General features: G+C 71.2%; 20 protein-coding genes and 2 pseudogenes. 11 read left to right on the forward strand and 11 right to left on the reverse strand.

Annotated features, from left to right (window positions below; translation table 11 throughout):
• Positions 1–56: 56 nt before the first annotated feature.
• From BLS56_RS25510 to BLS56_RS25520, 3 genes are all read left to right on the forward strand, one after another.
• On the forward strand, positions 57–2369 hold the full coding sequence (locus BLS56_RS25510) for an ATP-binding protein (RefSeq protein WP_091455823.1): 2313 nt from the start codon (positions 57–59) through the stop codon (positions 2367–2369).
• Positions 2370–2564: 195 nt separating this feature from the next.
• Positions 2565–3281, forward strand: a complete 717-nt coding sequence (locus BLS56_RS25515; protein WP_091455825.1) for a class I SAM-dependent methyltransferase — start codon at positions 2565–2567, stop codon at positions 3279–3281.
• 130 nt (positions 3282–3411) lie between these two features.
• Positions 3412–4065 (forward strand): 4'-phosphopantetheinyl transferase family protein, encoded by a 654-nt coding sequence (locus BLS56_RS25520; RefSeq protein ID WP_091455827.1) that lies wholly within the window; start codon positions 3412–3414, stop codon positions 4063–4065.
• Positions 4066–4158: 93 nt separating this feature from the next.
• Here BLS56_RS25520 and BLS56_RS25525 read toward each other — a convergent pair.
• Positions 4159–4533 (reverse strand): annotated as a pseudogene (locus BLS56_RS25525) (class I SAM-dependent methyltransferase); the annotation flags it as partial.
• A gap of 311 nt (positions 4534–4844) precedes the next feature.
• On the opposite strand from BLS56_RS25525, the gene BLS56_RS25530 reads away from it, so the two are divergent.
• Positions 4845–5882 (forward strand): MBL fold metallo-hydrolase, encoded by a 1038-nt coding sequence (locus tag BLS56_RS25530; protein WP_091455831.1) that lies wholly within the window; start codon positions 4845–4847, stop codon positions 5880–5882.
• A gap of 315 nt (positions 5883–6197) precedes the next feature.
• Here BLS56_RS25530 and BLS56_RS25535 read toward each other — a convergent pair whose 3' ends face one another.
• The 4 genes from BLS56_RS25535 to BLS56_RS25550 all read right to left on the reverse strand — a co-directional run bounded on the left by BLS56_RS25535 (position 6198) and on the right by BLS56_RS25550 (position 8272).
• Positions 6198–6737: a methylated-DNA--[protein]-cysteine S-methyltransferase gene (locus BLS56_RS25535; RefSeq protein WP_091455834.1), complete on the reverse strand. Its 540-nt coding sequence runs from the start codon at positions 6735–6737 to the stop codon at positions 6198–6200.
• Positions 6738–6792: 55 nt separating this feature from the next.
• Positions 6793–7182, reverse strand: coding sequence for a hypothetical protein (locus BLS56_RS25540; RefSeq protein WP_228771929.1), 390 nt, complete (start codon positions 7180–7182; stop codon positions 6793–6795).
• Between the two features lie 13 nt (positions 7183–7195).
• Positions 7196–7747, reverse strand: a complete 552-nt coding sequence (locus BLS56_RS25545; protein WP_091455837.1) for a hypothetical protein — start codon at positions 7745–7747, stop codon at positions 7196–7198.
• A gap of 108 nt (positions 7748–7855) precedes the next feature.
• Positions 7856–8272 carry a rhodanese-like domain-containing protein gene (locus BLS56_RS25550; RefSeq protein WP_091455840.1) on the reverse strand — a complete coding sequence of 139 codons (417 nt, stop codon included), beginning with the start codon at positions 8270–8272 and terminating at the stop codon, positions 7856–7858.
• Positions 8273–8343: 71 nt separating this feature from the next.
• Here BLS56_RS25550 and BLS56_RS25555 point away from each other — a divergent pair, with 71 nt between their 5' ends.
• The gene (locus BLS56_RS25555) at positions 8344–9291 is read left to right on the forward strand and encodes a helix-turn-helix domain-containing protein (protein ID WP_407640552.1); all 948 of its coding nucleotides are present in this window, start codon (positions 8344–8346) and stop codon (positions 9289–9291) included.
• Here the strand turns inward: BLS56_RS25555 and BLS56_RS25560 are convergent, their stop codons facing one another.
• From BLS56_RS25560 to BLS56_RS30945, 3 genes and pseudogenes are all read right to left on the reverse strand, one after another.
• Positions 9292–9786, reverse strand: coding sequence for a winged helix-turn-helix domain-containing protein (locus BLS56_RS25560; RefSeq protein WP_091455842.1), 495 nt, complete (start codon positions 9784–9786; stop codon positions 9292–9294).
• 144 nt (positions 9787–9930) lie between these two features.
• Positions 9931–10977: a hypothetical protein gene (locus BLS56_RS25565; protein WP_091455845.1), complete on the reverse strand. Its 1047-nt coding sequence runs from the start codon at positions 10975–10977 to the stop codon at positions 9931–9933.
• Between the two features lie 175 nt (positions 10978–11152).
• Positions 11153–11295: pseudogene (locus BLS56_RS30945) on the reverse strand (DUF2252 family protein); the annotation flags it as partial.
• Positions 11296–11674: 379 nt separating this feature from the next.
• On the opposite strand from BLS56_RS30945, the gene BLS56_RS25570 reads away from it, so the two are divergent.
• Both BLS56_RS25570 and BLS56_RS31790 read left to right on the forward strand, forming a co-directional pair.
• On the forward strand, positions 11675–12439 hold the full coding sequence (locus BLS56_RS25570; RefSeq protein WP_091455848.1) for a bestrophin-like domain: 765 nt from the start codon (positions 11675–11677) through the stop codon (positions 12437–12439).
• On the forward strand, positions 12436–13974 hold the full coding sequence (locus BLS56_RS31790; RefSeq protein WP_175483043.1) for a DUF6923 family protein: 1539 nt from the start codon (positions 12436–12438) through the stop codon (positions 13972–13974). The genes BLS56_RS25570 and BLS56_RS31790 overlap by 4 nt, the downstream gene beginning before the upstream one ends.
• A gap of 113 nt (positions 13975–14087) precedes the next feature.
• Here BLS56_RS31790 and eda read toward each other — a convergent pair whose 3' ends face one another.
• From eda to BLS56_RS25590, 3 genes are all read right to left on the reverse strand, one after another.
• On the reverse strand, positions 14088–14696 hold the full coding sequence (gene eda / locus BLS56_RS25580; protein ID WP_091455851.1) for a bifunctional 4-hydroxy-2-oxoglutarate aldolase/2-dehydro-3-deoxy-phosphogluconate aldolase: 609 nt from the start codon (positions 14694–14696) through the stop codon (positions 14088–14090).
• A 52-nt stretch (positions 14697–14748) separates the two neighbouring features.
• Positions 14749–16617: a phosphogluconate dehydratase gene (gene edd / locus BLS56_RS25585; RefSeq protein ID WP_407640551.1), complete on the reverse strand. Its 1869-nt coding sequence runs from the start codon at positions 16615–16617 to the stop codon at positions 14749–14751.
• A 188-nt stretch (positions 16618–16805) separates the two neighbouring features.
• On the reverse strand, positions 16806–17906 hold the full coding sequence (locus tag BLS56_RS25590) for a S1 family peptidase (protein ID WP_091455852.1): 1101 nt from the start codon (positions 17904–17906) through the stop codon (positions 16806–16808).
• Between the two features lie 310 nt (positions 17907–18216).
• On the opposite strand from BLS56_RS25590, the gene BLS56_RS25595 reads away from it, so the two are divergent.
• From BLS56_RS25595 to BLS56_RS25610, 4 genes are all read left to right on the forward strand, one after another.
• Positions 18217–18573 carry a YidH family protein gene (locus BLS56_RS25595; RefSeq protein WP_091455855.1) on the forward strand — a complete coding sequence of 119 codons (357 nt, stop codon included), beginning with the start codon at positions 18217–18219 and terminating at the stop codon, positions 18571–18573.
• A gap of 25 nt (positions 18574–18598) precedes the next feature.
• Positions 18599–18895: a DUF202 domain-containing protein gene (locus BLS56_RS25600; RefSeq protein WP_175483045.1), complete on the forward strand. Its 297-nt coding sequence runs from the start codon at positions 18599–18601 to the stop codon at positions 18893–18895.
• A 221-nt stretch (positions 18896–19116) separates the two neighbouring features.
• The gene (locus BLS56_RS25605) at positions 19117–19605 is read left to right on the forward strand and encodes a helix-turn-helix domain-containing protein (protein WP_091455861.1); all 489 of its coding nucleotides are present in this window, start codon (positions 19117–19119) and stop codon (positions 19603–19605) included.
• Positions 19606–20054: 449 nt separating this feature from the next.
• On the forward strand, positions 20055–20390 hold the full coding sequence (locus BLS56_RS25610) for an STAS domain-containing protein (protein ID WP_091455864.1): 336 nt from the start codon (positions 20055–20057) through the stop codon (positions 20388–20390).
• Positions 20391–20408: the final 18 nt, after the last annotated feature.

Below are 20408 nucleotides of genomic sequence, written 5' to 3' on the forward strand. Positions count from 1 at the left end.
CGCCGTGTCGTCCCGCTAGACTCGTCGGCCCTGGCTCGGAGGGCGGCTGGTTGAGCGTGGACACGGTGACGTCGGCGGTGTTCGAGCGCGGCGGCGAACTCCCGATCGAGGGCACCAGCTATGTGGGCAGGCTGCGGGAGACCGCCGACGCGCGCAGGCTGCTCGGCGCTGGGCACCTGCTGACGCTCAGCGGCACCGGCGGCGTCGGCAAGACGCGGCTGGCGGGGCGGGTGGCCGCCGAGGTCGGCGAGCAGTATCGGGGCGAGGTCGTGTTCGTCCGGCTGGCCGAGCTGCGCGACCCCGACCTGGTGGCGGACACGGTCGCCGAGACGATGGGGCTGCGCGACCAGTCCGGCCGCACGTCCACCGACCTGGTGGTCAACCACCTGCGGGACCGGCGGGCGCTGCTGGTGCTGGACAACTGCGAGCACCTGGTCGACGCGTGCGCCCGGTTCGTCGCCGCGGTGCTGCGGAACTGCCCCCGGGTGTCGGTCCTGGTCACCAGCAGGCAGTCGATCGGGGTGCCCGGGGAGCAGGTGTTCCCGGTGCCGCCGCTGGCGGTCCCGAATCCCGAGGACGTCCACTCGCCCGCCGACCTGGAGCGCTACGACGCCGTGCGGCTGTTCGTCGACCGCGCGCGGGCGGTGCGTTCCTCGTTCGCGGTGACCGAGGAGAACTACGTCCACCTGGCCCGGCTGTGCCATGAGTTGGAGGGGCTGCCGCTGGCGATCGAACTCGCGGCGGTGCGGGTGCGGTCGCTGTCGGTGAAGCAGCTTGCCGAGCGGCTCACCGACCGGCTGTCTCTGCTGACCGGCGGCAAGCGGACCGCGCCAAGGCGGCAGCAGACGCTGCTCGCGACCATCGAGTGGAGCTACGGGCTGTGCTCGGCGGTCGAGCAGCTGATGTGGGCGCGGGCGTCGGTGTTCTCCGGCACCGTCAGCCTCGCCGCGGTGGAGCAGGTCTGCGGCGGCGCGGGCGTCGACCCGGCCGAGGTGCTCGACCTGGTCGACGGGTTGCTGGACAAGTCCGTGCTGGTTCGCGAAGAGCACGACGGCGAGGTCCGCTACCGGATGCTGGAGACGCTGCGGCAGTTCGGCCTGGCCCGGCTCACCGAGTCCGGCGACCGGCCGCGGGTCGCCCGGCGGCACCGGGACTGGCACGCCGAGCGGGCCGCCCGGTTCCAGGACGAGTGGATCGGCCCGGACCAGGTGGCGACAACGGCCGCGCTGCGGCGGGACTACCCGAACATCCGGCTCGCCCTGGACTTCTGCTTCACCGAGCCGGGCGAGGCGGCCGTCGGGGTGCGGATGATCGCCGACATCATCGACTTCTGGTCCATCAGCGGCCGGTTCACCGAGTTGCGGGTCTGGATGGACCGGGCGCTGGCCGCGCTGCCCGAGGACGCCCCCGAGCGGGTGACGGCCCTGCGGATTCTCGGCTGGACGGCGCTGTTCCAGGGTGACGCGGAGACGGTCGTGAACTCGTTCGCCGCCGCAGCCGACCTGCTGGCGCTGCGGCCGGACGAGGTGGAGGCGGCCTACATCGCCAACGGCTGGGGCGTGGCCGGGGTGTTCAGCGGCCACCCGGAGGCCGCGGTGCCCCAGTTCCGCGTCGCGATGGCGGGTTTCGAGGCGACCGGGGTGGCCAGGGGCCTGCTGTCGACCCCGCCCGGCTACGGCCTCGCGGTCGGCCTCGCCGAGGACTACGAGCAGGGCCGGGAGATCCTCAACGCGGCCATCGCCCGCTGCGCCGAGAGCGGCGAGACCCACTGGCGCTCGTGGACGCTGTGCGTGCTGGCCTTCCTGGACATGAAGGCCGCCCACGACGCCGAGCGCGCTGACCCCCTCGCCGTCGAGGCGCTGCGCATGGCGCACGCGGTCGGCACGGTCGAGGTCGAGGCCTTCACCACCGAACTCTTGGCCGCCATCGCCAGCCACCAGGGCGACTTCGTCCGCTCGGCGACCCTGCTGGGCGTCGCCGACGCGGGCTGGACCGCGATGGGCTCGTCCACGGCCGCCTACGTCCCGCTCAACGAGCTTCGCGAGGAGTACCTGGCGCGCACCCGGAAGGCGCTGGGAGACGCGGCGTTCGCCAAGGCCTTCGACACCGGCCGGACCCTGCCGTCGGAGGACGCTCTGCGCTACGCCGTCGAGCGGGCCCCGGAGCGCTCCGCGGTGGACACCGTCCTGACCAGACGCCAGGCCCAGATCGCCAAGCTGGTCGCGCAGGGGATGACGAACCGGGAAATCGCCGACCACCTGGTGATCTCCACCCGCACGGTGGAGACTCATGTGGAGCACATCCTCACCAAACTGGACTTCCACAGCCGAGCGCAGATCGCCGCCTGGGTGACGGCCGCGGGGGCGTGAGCAGGCGACCGGGTCGACTGAGGACCCGCGACCCTCGGTGACCGGCGGTGACGTAACGCTGTGTTACCCGCCCGTATCGGGTGGTGCGGCGTTACGCAATTTCACTCGGATAGCGCAATTGTGGATCAAGGACTTGTCGTACACCGCTACGGAGACGTAGACCAACACCACTGGTGGGTGAGCGGTGGAGGAAAAATGGCCGATTCGGTGAACACCAACTGGCAGAGTTTTTGGGCGGACATCCCCCAGGAGAGCGGCGTCGCGATCTGGGACAGCTCGCCCAGCGTCACCGCGACCGCGCAGCTTCCCTTGTTCGAGCCGCACTTCGCCGAGGCGCTGCCGGTGCTCGACGTCGGCTGCGGCAACGGCACCCAGTCCGCGGCGCTCGCCGAGCGCTACTCGCGCGTCCTGGGACTGGACTTCGCCCCGGCGGCGATCGAGCACGCCCGCAAGCTCCAGGCGGGGTCGCCGGTCGAGTTCCGCACGTTCGACCTCGCCGACCCGGCGGCCGCGCGCGCCCTGCACGGCGAACTCGGCGACGTGAACATCTACCTGCGCGGCGTCCTGCACCAGATGCCCGACGAGCGGCGGGCCGACGCGGCGGCTTCACTCGCGGCGCTGCTGGGCGAGACCGGTCACCTGTTCGCCGTCGAGCTGGCGCCCGCGGCCGGGCTGACGATCAAGTCGGCGATCGAGCAGAGCCCGGACGCCGTGCCGAAGATGCGGCAGGTGTTCAAGCACGGCCTGACCCCGGCGGCCTGGGAGGACGGCAAGCTCGAAGCCGTGCTGGCCGCGGCGGGCATCGAGATCGTCGACAGCGGGTCGACCGTTCTGCAGGGCACCGACACCTTGCCCAACGGCGACCGGCTGGACCTGCCGATGAACTATGTGGTCGCCCGCGTGGGCCGCTGAGCCCGGCTCCGGTGACCGCCCTACCCGGGGCGGTCGCTTGCGCGCGCCCTCTCCCAGAGTGCGATGACGCAGAACACGCGGCCCCCCAAGGACGCCGCGGTCCGGTTAGTGTCGAGCCTGTGGTGGTCCGGTGATCGAGAAAATCCTGCCCACCGCCGTCGTGGCGGTGGAGGCCTATGACGACCCGCCCGAGGCGACCCTGTTGCCGGAGGAAGAGGCGGTGGTGGCGAAGTCGGTGGACAAACGCCGCCGCGAGTTCACCACCGCGCGCCACTGCGCCCGCCAGGCCCTCGCGCGGCTGGGCAGGCCACCCGCCGCCATCCTCCCCGGCGAACGCGGCGCCCCCCAGTGGCCGGGAGGCGTCGTCGGCAGCATGACCCACTGCGCCGGTTACCGGGCCGCGGTCCTCGCCGAGGCCGCGGACGTGGTGACCGTGGGAATCGACGCAGAACCCCACGTCCCCCTGCCCGAGGGCGTCTTGGACGCGGTAACGCTGCCTGACGAGCGCATCCACCTCACGGTGCTGGCCAAGAACCACGCGGACGTGCACTGGGACAAACTGCTCTTCGCCGCGAAGGAAAGCGTCTACAAGTCCTGGTTCCCGCTGACGCGCAAGTGGCTGGGCTTCTCCGAGGCCCGCATCCGCATGAACCCGAAGGGCACCTTCACCGCGGACCTCCTCGTTCCCGGCCCGGTGGTCGACGGCAGGGAGATCACCGGTTTCGACGGCCGCTGGCTCACCGCCAACGGCTTGGTCGTCGCGGCCATCACCATCACCGCCTGACCGTTCCCGCGGACTGTTTTCCCGGCCGCCTGTTCTCCCTGGCCGTGCGGGACATCGTGGCTGGTGTCAGAGTCGCCGGACGCGCAGCACACCGGCGAGGACCCTGGCGATCTCCGGTCCCGCGACGGCCATGTCGAACCAGTGCAGGGCGTTTCCGGCCAGCACGGCGTCGACGGACGCGTCCGGCAGCGGTATCGCCTCGGCGCTGCCCGGCAGCGCGCGGACAGCGGGCAGCGCGCGGCGCAGTTCGGCCAGCATCGCCGGGTCAGGTTCGACCGCGACGACGTCCGCGTCCAGCGCGGCCAGCGTGGCGGTGAGTTTGCCGGTGCCCGCCCCGAGGTCGAGCACCCGAGGGCCGGGCGCGAACTCCAGCGCCCAGCGCACCGCGGCCCGCGCGTAGTCCGGCCGGTGCTCGGCGTACGCGGCCGCCGCGGCGCCGAACGAGGCGTGCAGCGGTCGCTGTGACACCCGGCCACCCTACCCACCCGCACCCACCGAGGCCGCGAAGCGCCGACTCCCCGCGCCCCGCCCGCCCCACGACGTTGGCTGGCAGGCCGAATCCTGCTCGTTTCCTTCCCGGCTTCTGGACGCGACTCGCCTCCCGAGTCGTGCTCAGGTCGACACCGGCCGCCGGATTCGAGCGCGGTGGCCTGCGAAGAGCCGGACCTACCGCGCCGGTGCTGCTCGTCGAGTAGTGCCTTCGGGACATTTCGGATCGCGCGTTGCTACTGTGCGGGCGAGATGCGGATGTTGCGTACCGCAACCAACAGGAGGCGACGATGGGAGCCGGTTCCGGGCCGTGGACCGAGCCGGGCGCGTTCGAGGTGGCCCCGGGGGTGCACCGCATTCCGTTGCCGCTGCCGAACGACGGTCTGCACGCGGTCAACGTCTACGCCATCGAGACCGGTGGCGGGGTGGTGCTCGTCGACTCGGGGTGGGGGTTGCGGGAGGCGCGTGACCTGCTGGAATCGTCGCTGGGGGCGGTGGGGTACGAACTGGGGGACGTCCAGCGGTTCCTGGTCACGCACATGCACCGCGACCACTACACGATGGCCGTGGAGCTGCGGCGGATGTTCGGGACGAAGATCGCCCTCGGGCTCGGCGAGCAGCCCAACATCGAGGCGGCCATCGCGGGGGAGACCGAGAGCCAGTTCCGGGCGCTGGTCCAGTGGGGCGCGGACACGCTGGTGGACCCCCTGCGCGCGCTCTACGACGCCCGGGACCCCGGCCGCCCCCGCTACGAGACGCCAGACGAGTGGATTCCGGGCGCGCAGGACATCCAGGTCGGCGACCGCGTGCTGCGGGCCGTGCCGACGCCGGGGCACACCCGAGGGCACGTGGTGTTCGTCGACGAGGCGGCGCGGCTGTTGTTCGCCGGGGACCACGTGCTGCCGCACATCACCCCGTCCATCGGGTTCGAGCCCGCGCGGGCTGAGCTGCCGCTGGGGGACTACCTGGACTCCCTGCGGCTCATGCGGACCTTCCCCGACCTGCGGCTGCTCCCCGCCCACGGCCCGGTCGCCGACAGCGTCCATACCCGCGTCGACGAACTGCTGGCCCACCACGAGGACCGGTTGGCCGAAACCGCCGCCGCCGTCCGCGACGGCGCCGGGACGGCTTTCGCCGTGGCCAGGCTGCTGGGCTGGACCCGCCGCGCCCGCCACTTCGACACCCTGGACCTGTTCAACCAGGTCCTCGCCGTCGGCGAGACCGCCGCCCACCTCGACGTCTTGGTGGCCCGCTGCGACCTCAAGTCGTCAACCGCGGACGGCGTGGTCGAGTACCTGCCCATGCCCCACACCACCGGCCCCAGCTGACTCCGCGCTCCGCTGCCCTTTACCGATGCGGGAACGTTCCGCTGCCCCCAACCGACCCGGGAACCCCGCCCGCGAACCGCCCCTGCGGACCCGCCGTCCCCGAGCGGCGTCGAGATGGGCGGCACGGAAGCTTGCGACCGAAGCTTGCCGCCGCACCTGTGTGCGTGCCGGTTCCGCGAACGGGAATCGCGGGGTAGCGGATTCCACTGGGCTCCCGGATGATTCGGTGTCGTTGTCGACTGTTCTTCGTGGTTTCACCTCTCAATCAGGATTCCCGTGCTGGGCGGTGTTCCAAGTTCGGTTCATATCGGGTGGTCAGTCGAAAAGGGACGGTTGGCCGTTCGGGGCCGCGCCTTCGATGGCCAGGATGCGGAGCTTGGTCGTCGCGCCGTTGCCCGCGGAGAAGCCGCCGACCTTGCCGCCCGCGGCCAGGACTCGGTGGCAGGGCACGACGATCGGGTACGGGTTGCGCCCCAATGCCTGGCCGACCGCCTGGGCCGACCCGGGTGCGCCCAAACGGGCGGCGACCTCGCCGTAGGTGAGGGTTTGGCCGACCGGGATGGCGCGGGCGACCCCGTAGACGCGCCGGTGGAACTCCGGCACGCCCGCCGGGTCCAAGGCGATGTCGGCTAAGTCGTCCGCCTCGCCGCGCAGCAGCGCCGTTATCCGGTCGATGGCCGACCGCACCGCCACCGGTGGGTCTGCCTCGTTCGCATACGCACGCAGCCGCGCGGCCGTCGCCGCGTCATCGCGCTCGGGTAGTTGCACGGCGGTGATGCCGTGCTCGCCCCACGCTATGCCGCAGCGGCCGATCGCCGTGTCGAACAGGGTGTGCCCGCTCGCGGACTTGCTCATGTGCCGTCCTCCCTCCTGGCGCAAAACAGTGTGCCAGTGGGGTACGACAATTTCCTCAAGCCGTGAGCAGGCGCTGGAAAAGCGACCGGTACCGGCGTAGCGCCACTCGCAGATCCTCGGTCTGCGCCTGCGCCTCCAGGCCGCGCCGGTGCTCGGTGAACGTGGTCGCAAGCGCTTGCAATACCTGCTCGACCAACTTGTCCGCCGCGCGCACGGCTTCCCGGGGGTCGTCCACGAAGCCGGTCTGGATCGCCTGCCAGCGTTCGCGGAAGCGGGCTACCTCGTCCTCGGAAAACAGTGGGGCGCCTTCGACGTCGGCGGGACGCGCGGTGTCCTGGTCGACGGGCGGGCTGGGGTCGTGGGCGGGCGTGCCGTCGGACAGGCGGGGGTCGGCAGCCCTCGGGTCGGTGGCCCGGGGGTCGGCCAAACCGGGGTGGTCTCGCACGGAAAGCCTCCTGTCAGCCGACGGCGTGTCCGGCGTCCTCGTTCACCAGTTCCTCGAATAGCGACCGGTAGCGCACGATCGCCTCGCGAAGCTCCTCTGTGGACACCTGGCTGCGGTCCTGCCTGCACTTGACCTGGTGCGCGATCCGGTATTGCTCCACGGTGTGCGAGTGCCGCACGGACAGGTCCGCGAACCGCTGTTCCGGCTCGCTGTCGGCGGGGTAGCCGCGTTCGGCCATCACCGCTGCCACGAGACGGTCTGCGTCCTTGACGGCTTCGCTGGGATGGTCGACGAACTGCTCTTGCACCAATGCCCACTGCTGTAGGTAGCGCTCTCGCGCGGAAGAGGACAGCGGTTTGATCTCCAACCGCTCATGGCGCTTCTCGCGATCGGCGAGTTCCTGTTCTGCCGCGCGCCTGGGTCGCGCGCGCACGGTCCGGTCGTACTCAGGGCCGAATCGCTCCCGCAGGTGTTTGCGGTAAGACTGCCGCCGAACCGCGAACGCGATCACGACAAGCACCACGACGACCGCGACGGCGATACCGATGATCGCGGCTGTCGACATCGGAATCTCCTTTCCGGACAAGGGAATCTTGCTGCTCGGGGTACCCGACGCCGCAGGTCGCGAAACGGGTGGGGCCGCACGTTGGGCCATTCGGCCTAGTTCCGGCGGTCAGCATCCGCAGCCCGCCGCGACAGCGGTGAGCGGGTCGATATCCCGCTGTGCCAGCGTTCCCGCGACGGCGAACCCCTCCCGCGCCCAGTACTCGAACCCGCCGAGCATTTCCCGCACGCGGTAGCCGAGCCGGGCGAACTCCAGCGCCGCCCGCGTCGCGCCGTTGCAGCCTGGCCCCCAGCAGTAGGTCACCACGTCGGCGGAAGCGGGCACGGCCTCGGCCGCCCGCGCGGCGATCTCCCGGGTCGGCAGGTGCAGCGCGCCGGGGATGTGCCCCTGCTCCCAAGCCTCGGCCGAGCGCGCGTCCACCACGACCAGTCCGGGCGCGGCGGCGGCGATGGCGGCCTGGACGTCGCTGACGTCGGTCTCGAAGGCGAGGCGGGCGGCGAAGTGGGCGATGGCGTCGGCTGTCATGCCCAAGATCCTGCGCTGAACGCGCAGGCGACGACAGTGGCGGGAACGCCGCCCTTCGCTAAGATCTCGCCATCAGAACCGTGAGCGTCCTCGCCTACGAGGGCATGTCCGCCTTTGAACTCGGCATCGTGACCGAGGTCTTCGGCCTGCCCCGTCCTGAGCTGGACGTCGACTGGTACCGGCTCACCCTCTGCGCGGACGGGCCGGTCCGCGTGGTCGGCGGAGCCACCCTGCACGCCGACGCGGGCCTGGCCGCGCTCGCCGATGCCGACACCGTGATCGTCCCCGGGGTCCCGGACGTGCGCGCCGAGGTCGCCCCGGCCCTGGTCGCGGCCCTGCGCGCCGCGCACGCCCGGGGAGCGCGCCTGGTCTCGATCTGCTCGGGCGCGTTCGCCCTGGCCGCCGCAGGCCTGCTCGACGGCAGGCGCGCGACCACCCACTGGCGCTACGCCGACCTGCTCGCCGCCCGGCACCCGGAAGTGCTGGTCGACCCGGACGTCCTCTACGTGGACGACGGCGACGTCCTGACCAGCGCCGGTAGTGCTGCCGGAATCGACCTGTGCGTGCACCTGGTACGCGCGGACCACGGCGCGACCGTCGCCAACGCGGTGGCCCGCCGCCTGGTCGTCCCGCCGCACCGCGAGGGCGGGCAGGCGCAGTTCATCGAGACGCCCGTCCCCGCCCCGGCCGACGACCCGGTCAGCGCGAGCATGGCGTGGGCCCTGGCCAACCTCGCCACCCCGCTTACCGTCGAGGCGTTAGCCCACCACGCGCACCTGTCACCGCGCACTTACCTGCGCAGGTTCAAGCGAGCCAGCGGCACGAGTCCGATCCGGTGGCTGATCGCGCGACGGGTGCAGGCCAGCCTGGCCCTGCTGGAATCCGGGGACGAGTCGGTCGCCGAGGTCGCCGCAGCCGTCGGCTTCGACAGCCCGGTCACCTACCGGCACCACTTCACCCGCGCGATGCGGACCTCGCCCTCGGCTTACCGGCGCGCGTTCCGGGCACGCCGAATCTGATCACTCGCCTTGCTCTATAGAGACCAGGCTGGGGTCGCCGAACTGGTAGCCGACGCCGCGCACCGTGCGGACCAGGGCGGGGCCCAACTTGCCGCGCAGTCTGCGGATGTGGACGTCGACCGTGCGCTCGCTGACGTAGGAGGTGTGCCACACCTCGGTCATCAGGCCGCGCCTGCGGTGCACCCGGCCGGGGTTGGCGGCCAGGAACAGCAGCAGGTCGAACTCCAGGCGGGTCAGCGCGATCTCCTCGCCGTGCCACAGCACGCGGCGGGCGTCCACCAGCACGCGCAGCGGCGCCCGGGTGCCGGGCAGGGCGACGAGCACACCGGAGCGGGTCGGGGTCTCGGTGACCGTCACCTGCTGGTCGCCGAACGCGTTGAGAGCGCGGAGAAGGTCCGCGGTGAGAGTGGGAATGCGGTCGGCGTCCGCGGTGACGTTGACGGTCAGCGACAACCGGGTGGGCTGATTCTGGACATGCTGAAGCGGCGCGGCCATAAGAGAGTCCTGGTGGTTTCGAAGGTGATGGTGGGAGCGGACGACGTCAGAGTCGACATCGCTTTCCGGTAATCACTTCGGGACGCACCAGTCCAGTCGACCAGGGAGACCGCGCGCGGTCAACGCCCGTTCCGGAAGGTGGGACTACTCCGGATAGTGCTCTATAGCCAGGTACGGGTGCAGGACATCCGCGCCGCGCGGCAGGAACCACTCGTCAAAGTCCAGGCCAGGGGTGCCGAGCAGGTCGATCTCGTCCTCGCCGCCCTCTTCCCCCTCCAGGTCGTAGAGGCGCTCGTGATCGAGATCGGCGAAGACGCGCTCGTCGAATGCGGCGAAGATCTCTTTCAGGGGCAGCTCGTCAAGCAGGCCCGCGAGGTCGAGTTGGACGCTCGCCTCGGTCTTGAGCACGTGCAGGGCAAGAGCCTCGGCCGTGCACAGCGGCGGCGTCCACTCCGGCTGTGAGAGCCGGTAGCCCAAGATGGCGGTGACGACCAGGAACTGCTTCGCGAAGAGGGCGCCGTAGTGCTCCGCGTAGCGCTGCGGGAGCTGGTTGAGGACGCTGAGCGCCTCGACCTCGCTGGCCGAGCTTTCCGCGTCCTCGAGTTCCTGCACGTCGGCGAACAGCTCGTCGGTCAGGATCTCCATGCCCTGCACCAGCGCGCCCGCGACCAGCCGCGCGGCTTCCTCGGAGACCGGGGAGTCCGGGTCGTCGGGCCGGTGGCCGAACACGTCGAGGCCGAAGGCGCGCAGCGCGTCCGCGGAGGACCTCAGCTCGTCGCGCAGGGCGGCGATCTCCTCCTCGGTGAGCTCGGCCTCGTCGTCCTCGGGGTCCTCCACGGCGTCGTTCAGCGCCGCGGCCAGGTCGTCGTCGGTGGCGATGACCTCGCACCGCCCCACCGACCAGGTGGACAGCAGCTCCGTCTGCGCCAGCAGCTCGGTCAGCACGTGCCGGGCCGCCTCCTCGGCGAACGCGAGCGCGGGCGCGTCGAGCAGCCAGGTGATGACCGCGCCGCTCGGGTGGACCGCGACCCGGTGGTCGAGCGGCTCCACCTCGACGCCCTCCGGGCCCTCGATGCCCGCGAGCAGGTCGAGCTGCTCGTCGAGCAGCGCGGCGACCCCGTGCCGTTGCAGCGGGTCGAGCTCCGGAGCGTCGGCTGCGGGGGAGACGTCTGCGGTGAGCTGGTATTCCACGTCCGGCAGTCTAGGGCGTGTCGGCGGGTCGGTAGCGCGGGCTGGCTCATGCGGCCACCTCGCGAGGTCGGTGGCCGCGCGCGCCTACGCACTGTGTCGATTGTCCGCTCGCAAGCTCGCTCACCGGTGTATCCGGTCGCGCTCAGCCGCCCCACTCGGCCGGTGAGTCGTTCGATAGGTCGGTGTAGCCCAGCCACGGGTCGGCGTGCGCCTGCATGGCCCGCTGCGACGGTGGCGGAAGTGCGCCCGGATCTTCTCGTCGTGCACGATCCGGCTCGGCGCGGCGACGTTCGCCTGCTTCATCGACAGCACCACGTCCTTCACCCGGTAGCTCAGGCTGCTGCTCGACGTCCGGCGGTGAAGCAGCCCAGGCACGTGCCGGAACGCGACCGGGTCCGCGCGCATCAGGTCGGCGAACGCGTCCCGCAGCACGGCCACGATGCGTGTGCGGCGCCCATCGGTCACGGAAGCCTCCCTCACGGGGCTGACGCTAACTGGATTATCGGGTCACAGTAGAACCTCATATTCGTGACTGAGTAGAGAAGAAGTAGCCGTTTGGGTGGTTCTCGGCTGGTCGGACTGGGTAGAGCGGTTCATCCAATCGAGTATTTCGATCATTCGCAGGTCTTTTCCCGGTGAGTTGTGAGTCACAGTGTCCGTGTCGTCTGCCCTGTCCGGGAAAGGAAGTAGCAAGGGAATGAGCATCTACCTCATGGGGCTCCTCTGGGTCCTGGGAGCGGGCCTCGTGACAGGCGCCGTCGCCTACTTCGCTCGCCGCATCGGCGCGACGGACGGCTCGGTGGAGAACAACGAGGCCGCGGGGCAGGTGTTCACGATCGTCGGCGGTCTGCACGCGGTGCTGCTGGCGTTCGTCCTGATCTCTCTCTTCGACGCGGTGAACGGCGCGGAAGACGGCGCTTCCCGTGAGGCGGACAATCTCGTCGCTGCCTACTGGTCGGCGGACGCGTTGCCCGAGCCCGCGCGGACCGACGTGCGGGACCTCGTGGTCTCCTACGCGGGCACCGTCGTCGACCAGGAGTGGCCCGACATGGTCCGCGGCACCAGCGCCGTCGCGGGCGACGGCGCGGAGAAACTGGACCAGCTGCGCAAGACCGTCAGCCAGACCGCGGTCACCGACGACTGGCAGAACAGCCAGAAGACCACCGCCGCGGACAAGCTGTTGGAGGTCTACCAGGCCCGGCAGGCGCGGCTGAGCACCGCGGGCAGCGACGGCGTCAGCAACGTCATGTGGTTCGCGCTGATCGCGGGCACCGTCATGTCCGTGGCCATGCCGATGCTGTTCGTCGGCCCCCGGCCCACCACGCACATCATCATCGTCTCCATCCTCGCCGGGACCCTGACGCTGCTGCTGTTCGCCACCTACCAGTTGCAGAACCCCTACGCGGGAGGCGCGAAAGTGGAACCGACCGCCTTCGAGAACGTCCTGGAACGGTTGCGATGAACCTCCGCGCCGCCATATCGGGCGCGGGGGTCGCCTGCCTGATCCTGGCGAGCAGCGTCGCGTTGTCCGGTGGAGAGGGCCGCGCGGCACCCGTCGCGACACGCGCCGTCGAGTGCACTTTCCTGCGCGTGCACAGCAACGGCCAGTCAAGCCTGTCGGTGCTGAGCCGCGTCCGGTTGTCCAACGGTGCGACAGAGCGGGTCCGGACCCTGGAGTACCAGGTCAACGCCCTCGGGTACGCGCCTGCGGCGAAACTCTCATACGGCTTGGCCAACAGACACGCGGGCGGCGCGTTCGGCGACGGCGCTCACCTGGTCACGGTCGCCTACACCGGGCAGACGCAGGACCTCGGCCCGGTGCGGCGGATCAGCCACCCGTTGCCCGCGGACAAGTTCCGCGGCGCGACAGCGGGCGCGGTCAAGGGCGGCATTCTGTATGTCCGCTCCGGCAAGGTGCTCTACGGGATCGACGTCAATCCGGGCAGCGGGACTTACCGCGGGCTGGTCAAGGTTGTCCCGCTGTGGCCCGCCCTGCTGTCGGCGTCGGTCGACGACTTTGACGTGCGGCCGTCTGACGGCTTGCTCTACGGGGTGTCCACCCATCTGACGCCGTTCGGCTGGGTGGTGCGGATCAACCCGGCCACCGGGCTCGTCTCACTGGTCCACCTGGCCTGGCTGCCCAGTGGGAACCCGTATGGCGCGGCGCTCATCGGGCCGGATGACGCGCTCTACGCGGCGGCCAACCGGTCGGCGGGGCGGAGTCGACTGTTCCGGGTGAGCCTGGCGTCGCACGGCACGGCCCAAGAGATCGCGGTCTGGCCTGCCGTTGGTTCGGCAGATGCCACGGGGTGCGTTCCCGCGTCGGCACCTCCACCTGAGCCGCCTCCCCCACCTCCCCCGCCACCCCCACCACCTCCGCCGCCACCACCGGTGGAACCGCCGCCTTCGCCGCCGCCGGTGGAGCCGCCGCCTTCGCCGCCGCCGCCGGAGCCGCCGCCTTCGCCACCACCGCCGCCGGTGGAGCCGCCGCCACCGCCGCCACCGCCGCCACCGCCGCCTTCGCCACCACCGCCGCCGGTGGAGCCGCCGCCACCGCCGCCACCGCCGCCGGTGGAGCCGCCACCGCCGGTGGAGCCGCCTCCGCCGCCTGTCGAGCCGCCACCGCCGCCGGTGGAGCCGCCACCGCCTGTCGAGCAGCCTCCGCCTGTGCAGCCGACCGCGCGGCCGCCGGTGGCTTTGCCTGCGCCGGTGGTTCCGCCGGTTCCGGTTCGGACGACGGCTGGGTCGCCGCCTGCGGTCAACGCGCCGCCGCCGGTGGTTCCGCCTGCGCGGTCGCCTGGTACTCCGGCGCCGCAGCGGGTCGTGCCTGAGCCGCTGGTGGCTCCGGCCACGTTCCGGCCGCTTCCGGCGAAGGTTGTCGACAAGCCGAAGGCGAAGAATGGCACTCAGGAGAAGCGGCGCTGGGGGTTGACGGCGCTGATTCTGATCATGGGGGCGAGTGCTGCCTCTGCTGGGATTCGCTCTCGGCATCGGTGAGGAGATCGGGGGGGTGTGCTCTGCCCCCCGATACACCGGTGGTTGGCTTCGGGGTTGGCTCGATGGGGAGGGTTATTCTGAGTAACCCTCCCCACCAACCTGCTTACCGAAGGTCAGGGACGCAGGGCGGAAGCTTCCTTGGCCAAGCGTTCGATCTCGGTGTAGTCGCCGTTAGCCAGCGTGGCGGTGAGCCAGCTTCCGCCGATGCAGGCGACGTTGGGCAGGGCCAGGTAAGCAGGGGCGGTTGCCGGGGTTATGCCGCCGGTCGGACAGAAGCGCAGGCCGGGCAAGGGGCCGCCGATGGACTTGAGGTATCCCACGCCGCCCGCGGCCTCGGCGGGGAAGAACTTCAGTTCGGTGTGGCCGCGTTCTGCCAGGCGCATGGCTTCGGTGACGGTGGCGGCGCCGGGGAGGAGGGGGAGGCCGGTGGCGGTGGCCGCGTCGAGGACCTTGTCCGTGCTGCCGGGGGTCACCAGGAATCGGGCGCCTGCCTTGGCCGCTGCCTCGGCGTGGTCGGGGGTGGTGACGGTGCCCGCGCCGACGACGGTGTCAGGGACTTCGGCGGCGATGCGGCGGATGGCTTCCAGGGCAGCGGGGGTGCGCAGGGTGACCTCGACGATTCCGATGCCGCCGCGCAGCAGGGCCTCGGCCAGGGGGACAGCCTGGTCGGCGTCATCGATGACGACCACGGGCACGACGGGGGACAGGTCAAGCAGGCTCATGCGGTCGCCTTCCGAGTCGGCGCCCGGTGCACCGGGCCAGTGAACGGCTCGCTCATGCGGAGAACTCCAACTCGTCCAGGTCGGCGTCGGTGAAGGCGGGGCCGAAGACGCTGGCGCCGTGGTCGGCTGGGCCGACGGAGCGGCGCAGGGCGGCGAACAGTTCGCGGCCGGTGCCGGTCCACGCGGTGTCGTCGTGGGGGGCGTCCACGGGGACGCGGGCGGCTAGGACGTCGGGCTCGACCAGGACGTCCACCCGGCCGGTTTCGGCGTCGAGGCGGATGGGGTCGCCGTCGCGGACGAGGGCGATGGGGCCGCCCGCCGCGGCTTCGGGGGTGCAGTGGATGGCGGCGGGGATCTTGCCGGACGCGCCGGACATGCGGCCGTCGGTGACGAGGGCGACCTTGAATCCGCGGCTCATCACCGCGCTCAACGCGGGGGTGAGGCCGTGCAGTTCGGGCATCCCGTTGGCGCGTGGGCCTTGTTGGCGCAGCACGACCACGACGTCCTGGTTCAGTTCGCCCGCCTGGAACGCGGCGTTCACGTCTTCCTGGGTGGTGAACACCCGGGCCGGGGCCGCCACGACGCGGTGCTGCTCGGCGACGGCGGACACCTTGATCACCGCGCGGCCGAGGTTGCCCGAGAGCATCCGCAGGCCGCCGTCTGCGGCGAAGGGCTCGGACACCGGCCGCAGCACGTCCGGGTCGGCCGAGCGGGTCAGGCCGTCGCGCCAGGTGAGGATTCCGTTGTCCAGCACGGGTTCCTGACGGTATCGGGACAGCCCCGGACCGGCCACAGTGGACACGTTCTCGTGCAGCAGGCCCGCGTCGAGCAGTTCGCCGATGAGGAACTGGATACCGCCGGCCGCGGCGAAGTGGTTGATGTCGGCGCTGCCGTTGGGGTAGACCCGGGCGAGCAGCGGGACCACCGCGGACAGGTCGGAGAAGTCGTCCCAGGTGAGCTGGATGCCCGCCGCGGCGGCGATCGCGACCAGGTGCAGGGTGTGGTTGGTCGAGCCGCCGGTCGCCAGCAGCGCGATGACGCCGTTGACCACGGCCCGCTCGTCGACCACCTGGGAAATGGGCGTGTACTCCTCGCCCTGGGCGGTGATCTGGACGGCGCGGCGGCCCGCTGCCTCGGTGAGGGCCTTGCGCAGTGGAGTGCCCGGTGGGATGAAACTCGCGCCCGGCAGGTGCAGGCCCATGACCTCGACCACGAGCTGGTTGGAGTTCGCGGTGCCGTAGAACGTGCACGTGCCCGGCGAGTGGTAGGACGCGGACTCCGCGGCCAGCAGGTCGTCGCGGGTCGCGTTGCCCTCGGCGAAGGCCTGCCGCACGCGCGCCTTCTCGCTGTTGGGCAGGCCGGAGGCCATCGGGCCCGCGGGGACCAGGATCGCCGGGAGCTGCCCGAAGGCGAGGGCGCCGATCAGCAGCCCGGGGACGATCTTGTCGCAGACGCCGAGCAGCAGCGTCGCGTCGAACATGTCGTGGGCGAGCGCGACGCCGGTGGCCATGGCGATGACCTCGCGGCTGAACAGCGACAGCTCCATGCCCGCGCGGCCCTGGGTGATGCCGTCGCACATGGCGGGCACGCCCCCGGCGAACTGGGCGACGCCGCCCGCCTCGCGCACCGCGTCCTTGATCCACGCCGGGAACTCGTGCAGCGGCTGGTGCGCGGACAGCATGTCGTTGTACGCCGAGACGATCGCGACCCCGGGCGTGGCGACGCCCTTGACGGCGACCCGGTCGGGGCCCGCGCAGGCGGCGAAGCCGTGCGCGAGGTTGCTGCAACCGAGCCCGGCGCGCATCGGCCGGGGGCTGGCGGCGGCGGCCATCCTGGCCAGGTAGGCAGAGCGGCTCGCGGCGCTGCGGGCGGCGATCCGGTCGGTCACCTCGGCGACCACCGGGTTCAGGGGCACGCTCATCGTCGTCATGTCGAGTCTTCTCCGAACTCGTCTGGCGGCTGGTGTCGGACTGGGTCGGGCGGTTGCCGCGTCCGACGGTACCTATCGCCGAGCGGGGCTGTCAAAATCGATTCAGAGAATTAGCCGTGCGCCCGCCCAGAGTGCCTGGACGGGCGGGCGGGGTGCTGACTCAGCCGGTGTAGGAGGACTCAGCCGGTGTGGAGGACCAAGCCGTACACGGACAGGACTTCGTTCACCGGCTGGAAGAACGTCGTGCCGCCGACCGAGCAGTTGCCCGAGCCGCCGGAGGTGACGCCCTGGGCCTGCACCCGGGTGCCGGTGCCCGGGTTGCTGACGAACGAGCCGCCGGAGTCGCCCGGCTCGGCGCAGGCGGTGGTGCGGGTCAGGCCGGAGACGATGCCGCTGGCGCCGTAGTTCACCGTCTGGTTGTAGGACTGGACGGTGCCGCAGCGCCAGCCGGTGGTGGAGCCGGAGCGGCAGACCCCGCCGCCGATCGGCGTGACCGCCGAGCCCGCGACCGTGACGTCCGAGCCGCCGCTGTAGCGGTCCACCAGCGGCGTGGAGACCGCCGTGCTGCTGCTGACCCGGATGATGCCGTAGTCGTTGCCGGGGAAGGACGATCCGGCGACCGGGCCGATGGTCCCGCCGACACCGGAGACGGTGCCGCCGAGATCGGTGCAGTGCCCGGCGGTGATCACGTAGCGGGCGCCTGCGGAGTTGCGGGCGTTGAAGCCGACCGAGCAGCGGCCGCCGCCGCTGAAGTGGATCGCCTGCCCGCCGATGATGTTCCACATCGGACGCGGAGCCTCGGTGGCCCGCTCGGTGCGCACGGCGTCGCTGCCCGCCGCCGTGGCCCACGCGAGTCCGGCCGCGTCGTCACCGAGCACCGACACCACGACCTGGTTGGCGACCGGGTCGACATACCAGCCGGTGACCGAGGCAGGCACAGCCCGAACGGCCCGACTGTCCAAACTGGACTTGACGCTGTCAAGCCGCATCGCGCTGTGTCGCACCACTTTGGCGACCGCGCCCGCGGCGCGGACCTCGCTCGCCCTGGACGCGTCGGTGACGCCGACGACGAGCTTTCCGGTCGCGGAGTCCAGCCACGAGTCGGCGTAATCGCCGCCGAGTCGCTGGGTGAGCGACCGCTGGGCGGCGGCGATGGCGGCCACGTCGGACGACGCGTCCAGTACGGACGGCACGTCCGCCGAGGCGGGGGCGGCCAGCGCGACCGCGGTGACGGCGGCGCTGGCCGCGGCGAGCAGAGCACAGAGTGAACGTCGACTCACGAACGGCCTCCAAGACAGGGAAAGAAACGGGCCGGGAAAACGACGGTGTACACCTGGCGAACGACGCTACGGCAGAGTTTTCGCATTCGATAGCGGCCGTTTGAGCGCCCCTACTGGTCAAGTGCCAAGGGTCGGTCAGTCACCTACTGTGCGCGATTCCGGCAACCGGGTGGCGAAAGAGAGAAGGCAAGTGCGGGCGGTTCCCGCGCGCCGCGCACGCATTGTGCTCTTACCAGTATTCCCACAACCTCGCGGTAGTCGAATCCCCTGAATGCCGCGGGCCGACTTACGATGCGCCCAGGAGGCGACGATGCGCGAAACGAAGACCGAGGAGGGCGAGGAGCCGGATTACCGGTTCACCCTCGCCAACGAACGCACTTTCCTGGCGTGGGTGCGCACCGCCCTCGCGCTGGTCGCGGGCGGCGTCGCGGTCGCGCAGTACCTGCCTGACCTGGGCGCCCCGCTGCCGCGCTCGGTCATCGGCGTCGCCCTGATCGCGCTCGGCGCCGTCCTGGCCGCGCTGAGCCACCGCCGCTGGCGGCGCACCCAGCGCGCGATGCGCCTGGGCCGCCCGCTCCCCGCGACCCCGCAGATTCCGCTGCTGGCCTTCGGCGTGACCGCTGTCGCGATCGGAGTCCTCGTCTTGGTCCTCACCAATGGACACTGACGCGCCAATGGACACTGACGCGCCAATGGACACTGACGCGCCGGACGCGGAAGGCGGCCCGCCCGGCTTGCAGGCCGAGCGGACCCGGCTCGCCTGGACGCGGACCGCGCTGTCGGCGGCGGCGGTCGGGGCGCTGCTCGCGCACGGCGCGGAGAGCGCGCTCGGGTTCGCGTGCGCGGGGGTCGTCCTGGGCTGCGCGGTCGGGTTCGTCCGGTGTGGAACGGCGCGGTACCGGCGCGGGGCGGGCCCACTGTCCTGGTGGGTGGGTGTCCTGGCGGTGCTGCCGGGGGTCGCGGCGCTGGTGGCGGTGCTTGCCCGCTGAGGCCGTGGATACCCCGGGTCCGCCGGCCCCAGCGGTCACCGAAGGACCATCTTCGCCTCTACCGACGGTATGAGTCACCCGCCGGGCATCACTCGATAGGGGGGCAGGCGGCACGAGATGGGTGCAACGAAAGTAAATGTGCGTAACGTGACAACAATCGGGGAAACCGCAGGTCAGCGAGTTGCCTAACGGCGGCGCGGACTACTGGACGGGGGTACGGCGTGGACGGAGCGGCCTACCAGCGAGCACTGGGACGCGAACTGCAGCAGTTGCGGGTCCGACGCAGATGGACCAGAGCGCAACTGGTCGAGCGGCTGCCACACGAGCTGTCGGCGCAGGCGCTCGCCTCCTATGAGACCGGCACCCGATCATGCACCGTGGTCCGGTTCGTCGAGCTGTGCACCGCCCTGGAGACCTCGCCGCACGACCTACTCGAACGTGTCCACCATCAGGTCAACAACCACGAGTACCCGGCGTCGCTCAAAGTGGACCTCAACCAGCTCGCCGCCGACGAGCGGCCCGAACTCGCGCCTGCCCACCGCTGGGCGGCCGCGGAGGTCGGACGGCACGCGGGAGCCACCCGCGACCTCGACCTGAGCGCCCTGGAGTCGCTGGCGTCGCTGTGCGGCCAGCCGACCGTCGAGCTGATCCGGTTGCTGCGCGATCCTGAGCCCGCGAGTCCACTCGGACCTGACAGCCGTCACCGATAACGAGATAGTGGATTTCCACCGTGCCCCGGTGGCGCGCGTCTGATCGTGACCAGTGGTTTCCGCCGCGTGACCATGCGCGGGCAGCCATCCGTCATGAGCGGCGAGGCCGATCCTTTCTCCTGTCGACCCGCGAACCAGACGATGCGGCAGCACACCGGGTGTTTCGTGGACGGGACAAATCCCGATGGCCCGCTTCCAGGTTCACTGATGCGGCGACTCGCGGGTGACCTGGCGGTTCCTCTCCACCGACACCGGGGCCTCGGACAGGCCGCGACGGGGTCAGCGTGATTCAGGCAGGCGCGGGGTCTCGCGTTCTTCCTCGCCAGCGCACCTCGGACCACGTGCACGGCCGCTTCGGCTGAGTAACCCGATCGTGGGACGTCATGGCGGGCCGCGGCGGGTAACGTGGGGAGAGATGTAGCCGCACCGATTCATGGCCTGGGGGCTTCGTGGACCTTCGCTTGGACGACCCGCCCGCGCCGGGCGTCGTCCTCGTCGCCATCGGCGGCGAGGTCGACTTGGTCGCCGCGGGGGTCCTGGAACGCTTCCTCTTGGGCGCGGTGGCCGAACAGCGCAGCCCCCGCCCCGGCCTCATCGTCGACCTCTCCGACGCCGAGTTCTTCGGCTGCGCGGGCGTCAACGCCCTCATCGCCGCCCAACGCCGCCTGGAACGCTCCGGCGGCTGGCTCCGCCTGGTCGACGTCTCCCCAGCAGTCTCCCGAGTCCTCAACGCGAACGGCATGAACACCCGCCTGCGCGTCACATCGTCTATGGACGACCTCTAGTGCTGTCGACCGGAAACG

The sequence above is a fragment of the Actinokineospora iranica genome (genome assembly GCF_900101685.1).
In the GTDB taxonomy this organism is placed as follows: Bacteria; Actinomycetota; Actinomycetes; order Mycobacteriales; family Pseudonocardiaceae; genus Actinokineospora; species Actinokineospora iranica.